14 protein-coding genes are annotated in these 14,877 nt (G+C 37.8%); 4 read left to right on the top strand and 10 right to left on the bottom strand.

The features are described from left to right. Positions 1 to 9: 9 nt before the first annotated feature. On the bottom strand, positions 10 to 1,014 hold the full coding sequence (locus PL_RS01255) for a GNAT family N-acetyltransferase (RefSeq protein ID WP_152620370.1): 1,005 nt from the start codon (positions 1,012 to 1,014) through the stop codon (positions 10 to 12). Between the two features lie 137 nt (positions 1,015 to 1,151). Here PL_RS01255 and PL_RS01260 point away from each other — a divergent pair, with 137 nt between their 5' ends. Further along, the gene (locus PL_RS01260; RefSeq protein WP_041885104.1) at positions 1,152 to 1,595 is read left to right on the top strand and encodes a hypothetical protein; all 444 of its coding nucleotides are present in this window, start codon (positions 1,152 to 1,154) and stop codon (positions 1,593 to 1,595) included. A 50-nt stretch (positions 1,596 to 1,645) separates the two neighbouring features. On the opposite strand, the gene PL_RS01265 is transcribed toward PL_RS01260, so the two are convergent. Then, positions 1,646 to 2,512: a DUF4249 domain-containing protein gene (locus PL_RS01265; protein WP_041885102.1), complete on the bottom strand. Its 867-nt coding sequence runs from the start codon at positions 2,510 to 2,512 to the stop codon at positions 1,646 to 1,648. Between the two features lie 10 nt (positions 2,513 to 2,522). After that, positions 2,523 to 4,958: a TonB-dependent receptor gene (locus PL_RS01270; RefSeq protein WP_348620802.1), complete on the bottom strand. Its 2,436-nt coding sequence runs from the start codon at positions 4,956 to 4,958 to the stop codon at positions 2,523 to 2,525. A 348-nt stretch (positions 4,959 to 5,306) separates the two neighbouring features. On the opposite strand from PL_RS01270, the gene PL_RS01275 reads away from it, so the two are divergent. Next, positions 5,307 to 5,843 carry a DUF3347 domain-containing protein gene (locus tag PL_RS01275; protein WP_041885100.1) on the top strand — a complete coding sequence of 179 codons (537 nt, stop codon included), beginning with the start codon at positions 5,307 to 5,309 and terminating at the stop codon, positions 5,841 to 5,843. Positions 5,844 to 5,961: 118 nt separating this feature from the next. Continuing rightward, positions 5,962 to 7,248, top strand: a complete 1,287-nt coding sequence (locus tag PL_RS01280; protein WP_041885097.1) for a citrate synthase — start codon at positions 5,962 to 5,964, stop codon at positions 7,246 to 7,248. A 110-nt stretch (positions 7,249 to 7,358) separates the two neighbouring features. Here PL_RS01280 and PL_RS01285 read toward each other — a convergent pair whose 3' ends face one another. After that, positions 7,359 to 8,534 carry a retropepsin-like aspartic protease gene (locus PL_RS01285; protein WP_041885095.1) on the bottom strand — a complete coding sequence of 392 codons (1,176 nt, stop codon included), beginning with the start codon at positions 8,532 to 8,534 and terminating at the stop codon, positions 7,359 to 7,361. 91 nt (positions 8,535 to 8,625) lie between these two features. Continuing rightward, positions 8,626 to 9,219, bottom strand: coding sequence for a 2OG-Fe(II) oxygenase (locus PL_RS01290; RefSeq protein ID WP_041885094.1), 594 nt, complete (start codon positions 9,217 to 9,219; stop codon positions 8,626 to 8,628). Between the two features lie 112 nt (positions 9,220 to 9,331). Here PL_RS01290 and PL_RS01295 point away from each other — a divergent pair, with 112 nt between their 5' ends. Then, entirely contained in the window at positions 9,332 to 9,721 is a 390-nt protein-coding gene (locus tag PL_RS01295) for a hypothetical protein (protein WP_041885093.1), read from the top strand. A gap of 267 nt (positions 9,722 to 9,988) precedes the next feature. Here PL_RS01295 and PL_RS01300 read toward each other — a convergent pair whose 3' ends face one another. From PL_RS01300 to PL_RS01320, 5 genes are all read right to left on the bottom strand, one after another. Continuing rightward, the gene (locus PL_RS01300) at positions 9,989 to 10,933 is read right to left on the bottom strand and encodes a ketopantoate reductase family protein (RefSeq protein ID WP_041885092.1); all 945 of its coding nucleotides are present in this window, start codon (positions 10,931 to 10,933) and stop codon (positions 9,989 to 9,991) included. 184 nt (positions 10,934 to 11,117) lie between these two features. Then, positions 11,118 to 12,383 carry a NupC/NupG family nucleoside CNT transporter gene (locus PL_RS01305; RefSeq protein ID WP_041885091.1) on the bottom strand — a complete coding sequence of 422 codons (1,266 nt, stop codon included), beginning with the start codon at positions 12,381 to 12,383 and terminating at the stop codon, positions 11,118 to 11,120. Positions 12,384 to 12,450: 67 nt separating this feature from the next. Next, positions 12,451 to 13,068 carry a bifunctional nuclease family protein gene (locus PL_RS01310; RefSeq protein WP_041885089.1) on the bottom strand — a complete coding sequence of 206 codons (618 nt, stop codon included), beginning with the start codon at positions 13,066 to 13,068 and terminating at the stop codon, positions 12,451 to 12,453. Between the two features lie 47 nt (positions 13,069 to 13,115). Beyond that, positions 13,116 to 14,087 carry an electron transfer flavoprotein subunit alpha/FixB family protein gene (locus PL_RS01315; protein WP_041885088.1) on the bottom strand — a complete coding sequence of 324 codons (972 nt, stop codon included), beginning with the start codon at positions 14,085 to 14,087 and terminating at the stop codon, positions 13,116 to 13,118. A gap of 44 nt (positions 14,088 to 14,131) precedes the next feature. Further along, a complete protein-coding gene (locus PL_RS01320; protein WP_041885086.1) occupies positions 14,132 to 14,869 on the bottom strand; it encodes an electron transfer flavoprotein subunit beta/FixA family protein in 738 nt (245 codons plus the stop codon). Between the last annotated feature and the right edge of the window lie 8 nt (positions 14,870 to 14,877).

Genomic DNA, 14,877 nt, shown 5'->3' on the forward strand with positions numbered 1-14,877 from the left:
GGCAGTATTTTACAGCTCTTTTTCTAAAAGCAACAGATGTTTGCACTGAATTCCATTTTCAAATATCGGCTCGGGATAGTTGTCTGTAAAGAAATTCTGAGTGGTTCCAATGAGTTCAAAGCCTTCTTTCTGGTAGAGCGCCAGCTGGCCGATGCTTGAGTTTCCTGTGGCAATTCTAAGTCTTTCAAAACCTTTATCTCTGGCAACAGCAGTAGCTTTTTTTAATAAATGTTTGCCTAAACCCATGTTCTGATATGCAGATCTGACGGCAATATTTTTGATCTCAATGACTTTTTTATTGACTGGAAATAAAACAAAAACACCTAGAGTCTTAGTATTATAGATGGCTGTATAGATCTGATTATTATTTATATATGAATTTACAATTTCTATTGAAGGATCTGCCAGAAGCAGTAAATCATAGAGATCCTGATCGGGTGTATACCTCACTTCAAAAGTCAGTTCCCGGTCAATTGACAGGCGCTCCACTTTTTTAGTCATCAGTTCCAGACGCTCTGTAATTGAAGTGTCGCCTTCAATACGGATCAAAGGTGTCTGCAATTGATCCATCCAGCTGGTATGAAGTTCAAAACTTCTGCTCGGGAAGCCTGGCTGATCATAACCTGATGACCATTCGATAAATTCATGATACTTTCTTTTCCGGTATTCATCTGTTTTTAATAAATCTCCATACCGTTCTATTTCTCTTTCAATTAATCGCTTTATTCTGATAGCAGGAGGGATCCATAAAAAAACAACCAGATCAAATAAATGGAAAAATTGTTCATCCCAGCTCAGGACCGGGCCTGATACAACAATGTTCTGATGCAGGTTGAAATCTGCAGTAAGTTTATGATTTCGTTCTTCGGGATTACGTTTCTGTTCAAAAGGCGGCTCGCTTTTTAGCCAGTAATAGTCATCGGAATCCAGATGATGAAATTCTGACTGTAAGGAAAAATGATGGGCTAAGGTGGTTGTGCCAGAGCCGGATGCTCCAAAAATCAGAATTTTCATGCTGTTATTTTTTGTTCTTTAGCACTGTAAAAATATAAAAGAATCCATTATTCTTATTATTTACTAATATTATTAGTAATTTTGTGGTACTATTATTTATCCATAAAACGGAGCTATCTGTTTTAAGAACTATTCAAATGGCCAGACCTGATCGCAGACCATCAGAAATGATGTTGAATTACCAGTACGCTAAAAACAGTCCGGTAAGGGAAGTTGATAAACCGTATTTTCAATATCAGTACAGTGAGGTTACAGAACTGCTGAAACAGAAAATCATGAATTTCATTATGCTGAATTCTAAATTACGGGAAAATATCAGCTCCAGACACCGTTTTATAGAAGTAACCCCTCAGGCAGTCATCTTCAATCTCATTGAATTCAGTACTGTATACCGGAAGAGGTTTATTGACGATGATTTTGAAAATTATTGTGAAATGTTCATCGAGCTGATTAAACCGGTCATGATTTCTTTCTTAAAAGAAGTTCAGTTTTATGGTTTTGGATTTCATTATCATTTTCGTCTTCCGGGCAAATCATTTGATAAGATAAAAACAGAAATGATCGGCCATACGGAAGGTTGAAAGTGCCGCTGAATTAGAAACGGCAATAATCTGGTCTGTGCTAAGCAGTATTATTTAGCTGGTATGAGGAACTCTTTATAAGATAAGCCTCCAACTATACCCAGCCCATTTTGTACATTGCTGTGAATAATTACTTTCTCTGAAAATGGACTGTCTTCACTATCATCGGCTTTGGATACACTTTTCAGATATTTGTAGCTCGTCTCTGTGAGTAAGGTAACTTCGATATACATTTTCTTTGGACCGGGATTAAAATCCGCAGTAAAGGAATAAAATATAGTTTCACCTGCGGGCTGTGCTTTCTCTGCAAACCAGGCTCTCTTCTCTGAATTACCACTTCCAAAAAGGTCAGTTGTATTTACCGGACGGATAAAAAATGGTGTTTTGATTACTGTACCTGTTTTTTCTTTATCCTCGTATAGAACTCTGAAGCGATAATATTGCTTTTCCTTACTCAGGTTCTTAAGCAGAAAATTGAATTTTAGTTTATAGCTGTCACTGCTGGACTCAGTAACAGTCTGATTATTGATTTCTATTTTGGTTATATCAGGAATTACGTCACTGCCCTCAATCAGTTTGAAACCTGGCAGCGCAGTTGTTACTTTATATCTTTTATCTTTAAGAACCAGCGAATTACTTACATAATATGTTTTGCCGTCAATAATTTTAGGTTTTAATAACTCCTTGAAAGTATCATTTTCATATAAAGTGGTTTCAGCATAATCAACTTCTTTAAAAGATTGTCCGCTCGACAGCCGGCCGGACAGGGAAAGACGAACTTTCAATGGACTATTCTCATTCATCAGTACATTAAGAACCGGTCTGTCCATGTCTGCTGGCAGATTGATAGTGAGTTTTTTTTCACATGACGTGAATAGAAGAACAGCTAATACTGGTACGAGATTAAGTGCTTTCATGGTTTTGAGATTAAAATTTAAGACTGTAAGATATACTTGGCATAATTGGCAGCAGACTATTTCCTGTCAGATTAGCTGTATTGCCCTTGTAATCTTTGATATTGAAATAAAATAAGTTCTGTCTGTTATAAACATTGTAGATACTGAAATTCCAGGTACGGACCTTTCCGCTTTTTTTGAGTTTTATAAAACTGACACCAAGATCTAATCTGTGTGTTGGCTGTATCCGGATATTATTTCTGGATTCTATGTATTCCAGTTTTTGATCAGCACGTTCATTTGGTTTATCCTGTTCCGGACTAACTCCTTCAAACTGTGTTGTTGGCATGGTAAAAGGGGAGGCACTCTGATAAACGAAAGTTGCCGAAAGCTCAATACCGGGTTTTAATTTATAAACACCAACCAGGTTAAGTGTATTCCGCCGATCGTATTTATAAGGGAAAGTTTTTCCATTATTGATTTCCGGTAAGGTCCGGTTTGTCCAGGCAAGCGCATAACTTGCCCAGCCTGTTAAACGCCCGGTTTTTTTCTGAAGAAATAATTCCAGTCCATAGGCTTTACCTTTACCGGTAGTGATTTTATTTTCCCAGTCATTATTTTCACTGGTCACTACATAATCAGCACCGTCTTTGTATTCAATGATATTATTCATCGTTTTATAATAGCCTTCGGCAGAGAACTCAAACTGATTATTGAAAACATTGCGGGACATTCCCAGTGCGAACTGACTGGATTGCTGCGGTAATACCTTACTGGTTGCGGGAACCCACAGATCTGTGGGCAGTGAAATAGAGTTACTGGCTAATAAATGCATGTATTGAGTCATCCTGGCATAGGATGCTTTTAATGCCCAGTCTCCAGGCAACAGATAGCGTGCACTGATACGGGGCTGTAAAGAAGTATAGAACTTACCTTGTACGTCAAATCCACTTGCATGCAAACCGATATTTGCTTTTAATTTATCCGTAATTGTCCAGTCATCTTCCGCATATAAATCCATCTCTCTGCCTCTGATTTTAGAACCGGTGTTTTCATTTTTTAAAATCTCATTATTAAAAGTCTGTTTAGAAAGACTGGTTCCGGGAGTGAAGGTGTGTATGGTATAAGAGGCTCCCATTTTTATGCTGTGTGCCGGTAGTGGCAGATAGTCAAAGTCAATTTTGGCCGTATAATCTGTAATGCCGGAGTTAATACTCAGTATATCATCTGAATTGATGCCGGCTTTGGAACCGAAAATGGAGGAGGTCATCGTCGTATTAAATTTATACTGCGAAGTAGTCAGGGTTGTATTTGCGAATAATTTATCCGAGAAAATGTGATTCCAGCGTACAGCTCCGGTGGTATTATGCCAGGCCAGACCAAAATCACCAAGGGCAGTAGAACCATCGCTTATACCTCCTTGTTTTACTTTGGTTCTAAGCTTATCCTGACCATTATAAAAGCTTAGATAAACCTGATCCTGATCAGAGAATTTATGATGAATTTTAGCATTCAAATCATAGAAATAGAGCTTGAACTTTTCTACGTCAGGATTAGTAGCTTTTAGTATTGGTTCTGCATATAAATCATGATATGTCCGGCGGCCCGAAATGATAAAGGAAGTTTTATCTTTCCTGATGGGGCCTTCGATAGTTAACTGGGAGGCAAGTAAACCAACGGTAAACTGCCCTTGTATCTTCTTCATATTACCATCATTCATCGATATATCAATTACTGAGGATAAACGGCCACCGTAACGTGCTGGAAATGCTCCTTTATAGAGATCAACATTTTTGATTGCATAAGTATTAAAGGCAGAAAATATCCCCAGTAAATGTGACGGATTATAAAGAGGGGCTCCATCCAGTAAAATCAGATTCTGATCGGGAGAGCCTCCGCGAACCAGCACAGCACTTGTGCCTTCACTGCCTTGCTGTACGCCGGGAAGTGTTTGTAAGGCTTTAAATAAATCCGGTTCACCAAAAAATTTAGGGAGTGCCTGGATCTGACTGATGGGAAGATTAATTTTACCCATTTGTGAGGTCTGCTGAACGGGCTGATTACTGGTGCCTTTGATAATAACGGTGTTTAATTCGTTTTGCAGCGGCTTTAGCCGGAAAGCGACTGTACTCTTTAAGGACAGATTAATCAGGGTATCTATAGTTTGATAACCGATATAGGAAATTTGAAAGGTAGCAGTATCAGCAGGGATGGTAATGCTGAAATAACCGTAATTATTAGTTGTGGTACCAGTTTTTATACCTTTGGCAGTAATGCTCACCCCAATTAATGTTTCGCCGGTAGCCTGATCGGTTATTCTCCCGCTTAAGGTTTTGAGATCGTTTTTTTGTAGCGTAACAGGCTTTTGACTGGTCTGGGCTAAAAGAGTATCGTATTTGAAATTGATCAGCAAAAAAAAGAAGAAAGGGGGTAGTCGCAGTAAGTTTTTAAAATCAGGCACGCTCATATATGATTTAAATTCATCGTTAAGACGCACTTAAGCAGAATACCCCTATAAATGAAAAAATATTATTGAGATCACTGTAGCATTATGAGACTGGTTTCCGTTTTACTTTTTGATTGCATTTTTAACTATTAATAACTCTCTACTATAAAATGAAGATATGTTTTCACTTACTTAGGTTTATACTCCTGTGTTGCAGGGGGAAATTAAGATCATAGCTTAAATTGTTTTTTGATTCCTGCGGTCATTCGCATCTCAAATAATTGCAATATTTAAAAAAACAGTTCATTTATCCTGTCGTTTTTTAAGTATTTAAAATTAAAATAGTATTTTGAGCAAAAAACGAAATTGATGAAGAAATATATTGGAATAGCAGTTTTATCAACTTTCATGGCCTGTACCAGTTCCGTGAAAAAAGAAACTGCTGTAACAGACAGCACAGCTACAGCTGATCAGGCATCAGCGGTGAATGATGTTAAACTTGCCGACCCTAAAACGGAAAGTATATATAAAAGCTATATCAGCTTGAAAAATTCGCTGGTTGCTGGTAATGCAACAGCAGCCCACCAAACAGCCCTGGATCTGGCTACCTCACTTAAAGCTTTTGAAGGTTGTGAAAATACCGCATTGATTGCAGAAAAGATTGCAGGTACTGAGGATATTAAAGTACAGCGTAAAGAATTCACTGCGTTGAGTTCTGATGTGATTGCGCTTTTCAAACATGCTGATATTAAGCAGGGATCTATTTACATACAGCATTGCCCGATGGCCAATAATGGCGATGGGGGAGACTGGTTATCTTCTGAGAAGAAGATCAGCAACCCTTACTACGGAAAAGAAATGCTGACTTGTGGCGCAGTACTGGAAGTAATTAAAGCAAAGAAATAAGCTCAATTCTTACTTAATGATGACCTGCGGTTAACAATTATTTAACAGCTTTGTTATCATTGTTTGTAAGCTATTTCATTAGAATAGTTAAATTTGTTATTTATAAATTAGAAGATATATGTCAGATATTGCAGAAATTAAGATCGATGGTAAAGTATACGAATTTCCCATTGTAACTGGAACCGAGGGTGAAAAGTCAATTGATATTTCAAAATTAAGGGATTTAACGGGACACATTACGCTGGATTTAGGCTACAAAAACACTGGATCAACAAAAAGTGCAATTACCTTTTTAGATGGTGAAAAAGGAATCTTAAAATACAGAGGGTATTCAATCGAAGAGTTAGCAGAGAAATCTACTTTCCTTGAGGTTGCCTTTTTATTAATCTACGGCGATTTACCAACTACCAAAGCTCTTGAAGACTTTCAGTCTCAGATCACCAAGCATACGCTGATCCATGAGGACATGAAAAAGTTCCTTGATGGTTATCCTTCAAAATCTCACCCAATGGCTCAGCTGGCTTCATTGGTGTGTTCATTGTCAACATTCTATCCAGAGTCACTTAAGGCTAATTCTTCGCCTGAAACAATGGATCTGACAATGATCAAATTACTGGCTAAATTCCCGACTATTGTATCGTTTATCTATAAGAAGTCTTTAGGTCATCCGCTGATTTATCCTAAAAATAAATATGATTATGTAAGTAACTATCTGAACATGACTTTTGGTCAGCGTACAGAAGAGGTTGAAATTGACCCGGTTGTAGTGAAAGCAATGAATACTTTATTAATCTTACATGCTGATCATGAGCAAAACTGTTCTGCATCTACAGTAAGAATGGTAGGGTCTTCGGATTGTAATTTATATGCGTCAGTTTCTGCTGGTATTGATGCACTATGGGGTCCGCTTCATGGTGGTGCTAACCAGGCTGTAATTGAAATGCTTGAACTGATCAAAGAAGATGGTGGTGACACTGAAAAATGGATTAATAAAGCAAAAGATAAAAATGATCCTTTCCGTATGATGGGATTTGGACACAGAGTATATAAAAACTTTGATCCACGTGCTAAAATTATCAAAAAGGCCTGCGATGATATCCTGGAAAAATTAGGTATCAATGATCCGGTTCTTGAAATCGCTAAGAAACTGGAAGAAGCAGCTTTGAGTGATCCTTATTTTGTAGAGCGTAAGTTATATCCTAATGTTGATTTTTACTCAGGTATTATCTACAGAGCTTTAGGTTTCCCTACTGATATGTTTACCGTATTGTTCGCATTAGGACGTTTACCGGGATGGATTGCACAATGGAAAGAAATGCACGAAAATAAAGAGCCGATTGGCCGTCCGCGTCAGGTTTACGTTGGACATACAAACAGAGCTTTTGTTGAAATAGAAAAACGATAGTATTGATATGCGGGTTTAAACAACCTGCTATATTTTAAACAGCCCCTTAAGATTTCTTAAGGGGCTGTTTTGTTTGTTTTAAATCTGAAAGTATGCTTTAATTTAAGCATCTAGTAATCCACTTTATTGATTTGTATCTTCTGTAAACTTCCCTGATCATCCTTTACTGTAATGCTGGCACTTTCTTTACCTGCCAATATATGCGGACGGTTCAGCATATCGCATAAAGTCACTTTGGAATAGTCAATGTCATCTATGGCTACAATTTGCTGCCCGGGTTTTACTTCGTTTTTATATTTATCCCATACCACACCAATAGCCAGTCTGTCATTGATTACAGTTGGTACAAAGGGCCATTGTTTTTCTTTAATTTCGTTCTGTTTTCTGGTACTGTTAAAATAGAATTTACTATGGATAAAATCCAGAGTGATGACACCATACTTAAGGATTTTGGATCCTATTGCTGAGGTCCCACTTTTATTAGTCTCCACAATAACATTATTGAACAGGCTATTACCGATTTTCATCTCCGGGAATCTCAATAAATATTTTTCTGCACTTTGCTGCAAGCCCAATCCGCCAATAGTATTTGCTCCATAGCCTTTGGCCAGAATCTGATAAGCACCTGAATCGGGTAATTGATTAATCATCTCTTCAGAAATTCTCAGAAATTCATTGTCACCTGTATCAAACCCAAGATTTAAGATCATATCATTTTTCAGCACTATGCTGATAATAGGATTGCTCTGATAACTTGTATTGGTAACCAGTTCTGAACCGGAGTTATTACTTAACTTTAGTTTTGCCAGCTGGTCTGTCAGCGTAATGATATGTTTGGCTTCGTTAATGCTGACAATAGAGTTTCTCAGGATATTGCTCCCAATTACGCCATCTATATTCCAGCACTTATAAAAGTCCGGAAAAAAGGTGATTGCCGGTATATGTTTAAACTGTATGTTGCCGATTTTTATCTGGGGTACCTGAACAACACCCATGGTATCCATAACCCCGTTGACATCAGAAAGTGAATCTTCATTTAGAAATTTCGCTTTTAATTCAGTAACCAAACGCGGACTGATTGCTACAGGTGCACCTGTGTCAAATAAAAACTTGTATTTTTTATTGTGGAGTTCTACCTCTATAAATATTTTGCCATTGATAGTCTGATAGGGGATCTCCTGATAATAGTTCTTAGCGGATGTCCCTCCCTGGTTATAGGTGAAATCCTGTGACCGGACTCCGGAGCATATAATCAATAGCAAACAGAGATTAAAAATAATTTTCATCTTAAAAGATTAACAGACCAATTTATTGTTTTTGTTTCTCTTTAATCCAGTAGCAGCAAGGATTTAACATTTTTTAAGAAAAACAACCAGGTTAATTAATCTTTAGCCAGCCGGTAATGCTTAACCTGGGCTTATTGGTTACTAAAACCTCGTGCACAAGTTCGCTGCTTTTAAAGAAAACACTTTTACCGTTGTCAGGTGATATGTTTTGCAAATGATCCGCATGATGAATACAGAGTTCTCCACCATCAATTGCCTGCCAGCCGGCATTTAAATAAATAATCATTGAATATTGTCTGCTGTCATTGTTTTTGAACTGGTCGAGATGTTTTTTATAAAAACTCCCTTCTTCATAGCGTGTATAATGGAATTCATAACCTGTTATACCTGTATAGCATGTACTGTTCAGATAACTTACAAAGCTGTCCATCAAATCAAAAAAACTGTTTTCATGAACGTTATTGTGTTTCCTGTCCAGCCAGTAAATCATATCACTCCTGACAGATTTATCATGAGAAACCAGCGTTTCATTTCCTGTTCCGGCAGATTGAAGCTGTTTGTCCTGATATAGTTCCTGAAGGTTTTCTTTGAGCCGGGCTGATAAAGCTACGCTTAAGAAGTTTTCTGTTATACCAACTTTATTGTCTATAAAACTGTCGATTAGCGTATTGAAGATGTTTTGCAAGATGCGGGGTGGGAAAATATATGGCAAATCGCCAGCATGTTGGTGAAGGTAGGGTTATTTAATCAATAAAATGCTAGTTTTGCATTTCTAAAAACAATCTCAATTTTATCGAATGAATTTATTAGAGGCTAAAGTATTATGGAGTTATGATCATGAACTGGAAACAAAAACGGGAATTAACAATATTGCCGCCCAGTTTACTGGTGTACCTCCGGTACATAACCATACAGGAGTTTTACGCTTAACGAAAGACGGACTGATTATACGGGGAGATGAAGACTTGATTATTCCGCTGGCAGATGTAGAAGAAGCTTATGTAGGATTTGATGAAAGTTACCAGCGTAACTTTGTTAAAAATCTGGGTTTATTATGTCAGCCTCTGCGAATCGTGACTAATAATGGAATATCAAAAAATACGATCTATCTGATTCTGGACTATAACTATTTCGGTTGTGCTAAAAACCTGACCTTATTTGATTTGCTGCAGGAGATGCTAGCCTGACAGGAGAAGATTTTTTGTGAAAATCTCCCCCTGCAGATGCTAATTAATTTGAGGTGAAGCAAGATATTTATTACGCAATTCTTTAAAAATAACTATGTCAGATTTCTTTAAAAAGTACGGAATTAAAATAATATCAGTTTTATTAATCATCCTGATTCTCGGTGATGCCTGGTTGTTATTGACCCAGGGTTTTTCATCACCAGTACTATCCGGTTTGATTGGCTGTTCACTTACCTTATTTGGTCTTAACTATTTCAAGAACAAAAGCTAAACCAGCAGACCTTCTCTGATTTCTTTATAAATCGCTGTAGTTTCAGGAACAGCAATGTTTAAAGCTTTTCCGTAAGCTATTATTGCTCCGGCAAATAACTCAAGTTCTGTATGCTCTTTTCCTGATTGTACATCAAGCTGCAAAGATGTTGGTGTCTGATAGGGGAAAGAGGCTGCTTTCTGAAAGGTTTGTTCAATGATGTTTTCAGGAATGCTAATCTCTTTTTTAAAGGCTATCAGTTCTATTTCCTGCATAATCTTTAGTGCTCTCTCATGTAATTCAGGCTCTTCATTAACCTGTCCTATAGATTTGTTATATCTTGCAGAAACCAATCCAAAGCTTGCTATAAAGAAATATTTAGACCATATGGCTGGAAATGAATCTTCTTTATAGTCTATGTCAATAGCTGCATCTTTAAATAAATCAACGATGGTTTGCGGATCAAACTGTTTGTTTTCAGGATCTTTTCCTACAATGATTTTTCCAGGGCTGCCTTTATGTTCAACAACTCCCTTTTCTTTGATATGAGAGGCAACATAAACACAGGCCGGAAGTACAATTCCGATTTTGATGATTTTACGTATTCTTTCATAAATATCAACTCCATTCATTAATGGAAGGATGACCGTGTCGTTGCTGATTTTATCTTTTAGCTGATTGCAGATCTTTTCAAGATCATATTCTTTGACACAAATGATAAATACGTCGGCATGTCCTGAATCTGCAGGATCTTTGAAAATCTGGTGCGGTCTGACTTTGATATCACCGGTTTCAGGAGAGAGTAAGGTGAGTCCCTGTTCTTTAACAATCTCGTAAGTCTTTTCCCGGGCAATAAAGGTAATATTAACTGTATGGTCTGCAGTATATCGCCCGGCGAGTTTATATCCAAAATAGCCGCCAACACCACCCAGTCCAATTAGTGTAAAGTCTGTTGTTTTCATTCTTCTGTTAAAATTTAACTGATATATTTAGTAATTCACAAGTGGGCAAATTACAGGTATTCAGATGTAAATCCTAGTGTAGAAAGCGAAATATGACTGAGAGATCAGATATTGACAGAAATGTCAGTATAGATTGAGTATAATGTATACTGTACCTAAGGCACAGTATACATTATACTGATAATTACATTAATATACCTGCAATAGAAGCAGAAAGATAAGATGCTAATGTTCCGCACATTAGTGCTTTAAGGCCTAGTTTAGCAAGATCTGCGCGACGTTCTGGTGCCAGCTCTCCAATTCCACCAATCTGCATACCAACACTGCTGAAGTTAGCAAAACCACAAATAGCAATACTGATAATCAATACACCTTTTTCAGTTACAATCGGAACTGATTTGGTAGTCAGATTTTTAAAGGCTAAAAACTCATTTACAGTTAATTTCTGACCAAGCAGGGTAGCCGCATTACTTACATCCACATCAGGAATACCCATTGACCAGGCAAATGGATAAAATAATCTGCCAAAAATCCAGTCAAGAGATAAATTGAAGTTAGGATTGAAAAGGTGACCTATGTTAACCAATGTATAATCCACTAAAGCGATTAAGGCGATAAAACCAATCAGCATAGCGATTACGTTCATAGCAATTTTAAAACCTTCACCAGCACCATGTGAAATAGCATCAATCAGGTTGGTATATTCACTTTTTACTTCAAGTTTTACTTTACCCATAGTCTGTGAAACCTCAGTTTCAGGGAAAACTATCTTAGAAATGATCAGTGCTCCCGGAGCTGCCATTAAACTGGCCATAATCAATTTAGGGGCGAGATTCATTCCTGCCTGCGCACCCATATTGGCATAAACAATCAGGATGCCGCCTGCAATACAAGCTAAACTTCCACTCATGGAAGCCAGCAGTTCACTTTTAGTCATACCTTTAAGATATGGCTTGATCATTACCTGTGCTTCAACCTGTCCTACAAATGCACTGGCTACATTACTCAGTGCCTCAGCACCACTTACACGCATAATAAAATTCATACCTTTCGCAATGACAGATACAATACGCTGCATAACTCCGAAATGGTAAAAAATTGCAACAAGCACACATACCAGGATGATAGTTGCTGTTACGTTAAAAGCGAAAATAAAACTGTCCGGAGCAGCATAGGCATGTGTTTTACCATCAAAACCAACAACAGCAATTCCACCGTAGACGAAATCAACACCAATTTTAGCAAATTGCTCAATTTTCTGCATTCCTTTTCCAAGGAATTCAAAGAAGTGCTGTACAGGGGCAACTCTTAAAACGAGAATGGCTATAACTACCTGGAGCGTAAGCCCGCTTGCTACAAGTCTAAAATTAATCTTCTTCTTGTTGTTAGAACAAAGATAAGCAAGGCCCAGTATAAAAATGACGCCAATTACTCCGTGAAAACGCTCCATAAAAAATATTCAAATAAAAAAAATTGGGTAGAAAAAATAAAGATGTATATAAACTTGCAAATAATAACTATTGTGATGAATTTCTTTTATTTAATTCATCTCTGATCCGGGCTGCTTTTTCATAAGCCTCCTCAGCAATAGCTTCCTGAAGTTTTTGGTTAAGCTCCTCAATACTAAGGCTTCCAAAGCCAGTTCCGGGAATTGAAGTATCAATATCGTCCTGTCCCTGTTCCTTATTCAGGTTGTCCATGTTTTCGAGAAAAACAAAGTCGTTACCTTCGATAACGATACCTGCTGAGGATAAAATAAATTCGTATGTGTAAATTGAGGAGTTGAAACGAACAGCCAGAGCAATTGCATCTGATGTTCTTGCGTCAATTTCTTCTGTTCTTTCACCGTCTGTACAGATCAGTTTAGCGAAGAAGACGCCGTCTACAAGGTTGTAGATTAGAATTTCTTTGATTTCAATTTTATAGGTTTGCGCAAATGTCTTGAACAGATCATGAGTCAATGGCCTGCTTGGGGTCATTTTTTCGATCTCTATTGCAATAGCCTGAGCTTCAAATGCACCTATGATGATAGGCAAACGTCTTCTGCCGTTTACTTCTCCAAGTACCAGTGCGTAGGCTCCGGATTGGGTTTGGCTATAGGATAAGCCAACAATATCTAGTTTTACTTTTTTCATATTTATGAATATCCGGCGGAAACTTTCATCTCCGCCTGATATTAATATTAAGCCTGATGTGCTTTTAGAGCCTCAATTAATTTAGGAACAACCTCAAAGGCATCTCCAACGATTCCGTAATCTGCAACTTTAAAGAAAGGAGCTTCCGGATCTTTATTGATAACAACAATTACTTTAGAAGAACTTACTCCGGCTAAATGCTGAATAGCTCCTGATATACCAACAGCGATATACAAATTAGGGCTGATAGCAATACCAGTCTGACCTACGTGTTCTGAATGTGGTCTCCAGTCTGCATCTGAAACCGGTTTAGAGCAAGCTGTAGCTGCACCAAGTAAACCTGCCAGTTCTTCAATCATACCCCAGTTTTCAGGGCCTTTAAGACCTCTGCCTGCAGAAACAACCAGTTCTGCATCTGGTAATGAAACTTTATCTGTAGCTCTTACGATTTCTTTTACAATCGCTGCAAGATCAGTTGACTGAACAGCAGGTGAGAAGGATTCGATAGTTGCAGTAACTGCTGATTCTTTTACGCCGAAAGCATTTGGATTCAGGGCGATTACTTTTACTGCCGAAGTAAGTTCGGTTACAGCAAATGCTTTTCCGGAGAAAGCACCTTTTTTCACCAAAAACTTACCACCATCTAATTGAGGTAATTCTATAGCACCGTCAACCAGACCAGCTTTTAATTTAACTGCTACACGTGGAGCAAGACCTTTTCCTGAAAAAGAGTTTGAAAGTACAACTACATCAGCACCTTCTTTTCCTGCAGCTTCTGCGATTACTGCAGCATATGCCTGGTTTACGAAATTTTTTAATTCTGCACTGGCAACATTTAATACTTTGGCAGCACCATATTTACCCAGTTCCTGTAATTCACTATCTGCAACATTACCGATAGATACAGCGGTAAGGTTAGTTCCTGTTTTATCTGCAATGGCTTTTGCATAAGAAACCGCTTCAAAAACGGATTTCTTAAACTTACCGTCGACTTGTTCTACATATACTAAAACTGACATATTTTTTCGCTTAGATTTTTATAATTAATTTTTTAAAACAGACCTTAGATTACTTTAGCTTCGGTATGCAGCAGACTGATCAGACTTGCAGCTTCTTCAGCCGGGATTAACTTAACAGTTCCGCGGGCTGGAGGAGTTTCAAACTGAACTACTTTAATTACTTCTTCAATTGGCTGCGCAGCTACGACAGCTAAAGGTTTTGATCTTGCTGACATAATACCTCTCATTGTAGGGATTGTTGGTACAGCAACACCTTCAGCACAGCTTGCTACAAATTTGCCTGTTACAGTAACTACTTCTTTACCACCTTCAATTTCTCTTTCAAGAGTTGCAGTAGTACCATCGTAGTCTAATTTTTTGATAATAGAGATAGAAGGGATATTTAAAAACTCACCTACCATTGCCGCTACCTGAGCGCCATTATAATCAATTGATTCACGTCCGGTCAGGATCATATCGAATTCACCTGTTTTAGCGTACTCAGCTATTTGAAAAGCTGTGAAATAGGCATCACGCGGAGCCGCATCAATTCTGACAGCGTCATCTGCTCCGATTGCAAGTGCCTTTCTGATTGTAGGCTCTGTACTGCTTTCTCCAACATTAACCACCGTTACTGTTCCTTTTCCGTCAGCACAAAGTTCAATTGCTCTTGATAATGCAATCTCATCATATGGGTTCACGATAAACGTAACTCCCGCAGTATTGAATTGGGTATTATCATTAGTAAAAGTTATTTTTGTGGTTGTGTCGGGCACGTTACTGATACAAACTAATATTTTCATATGAATAA

The organism is Pedobacter lusitanus (genome assembly GCF_040026395.1).
In the GTDB taxonomy this organism is placed as follows: Bacteria; Bacteroidota; Bacteroidia; order Sphingobacteriales; family Sphingobacteriaceae; genus Pedobacter; species Pedobacter lusitanus.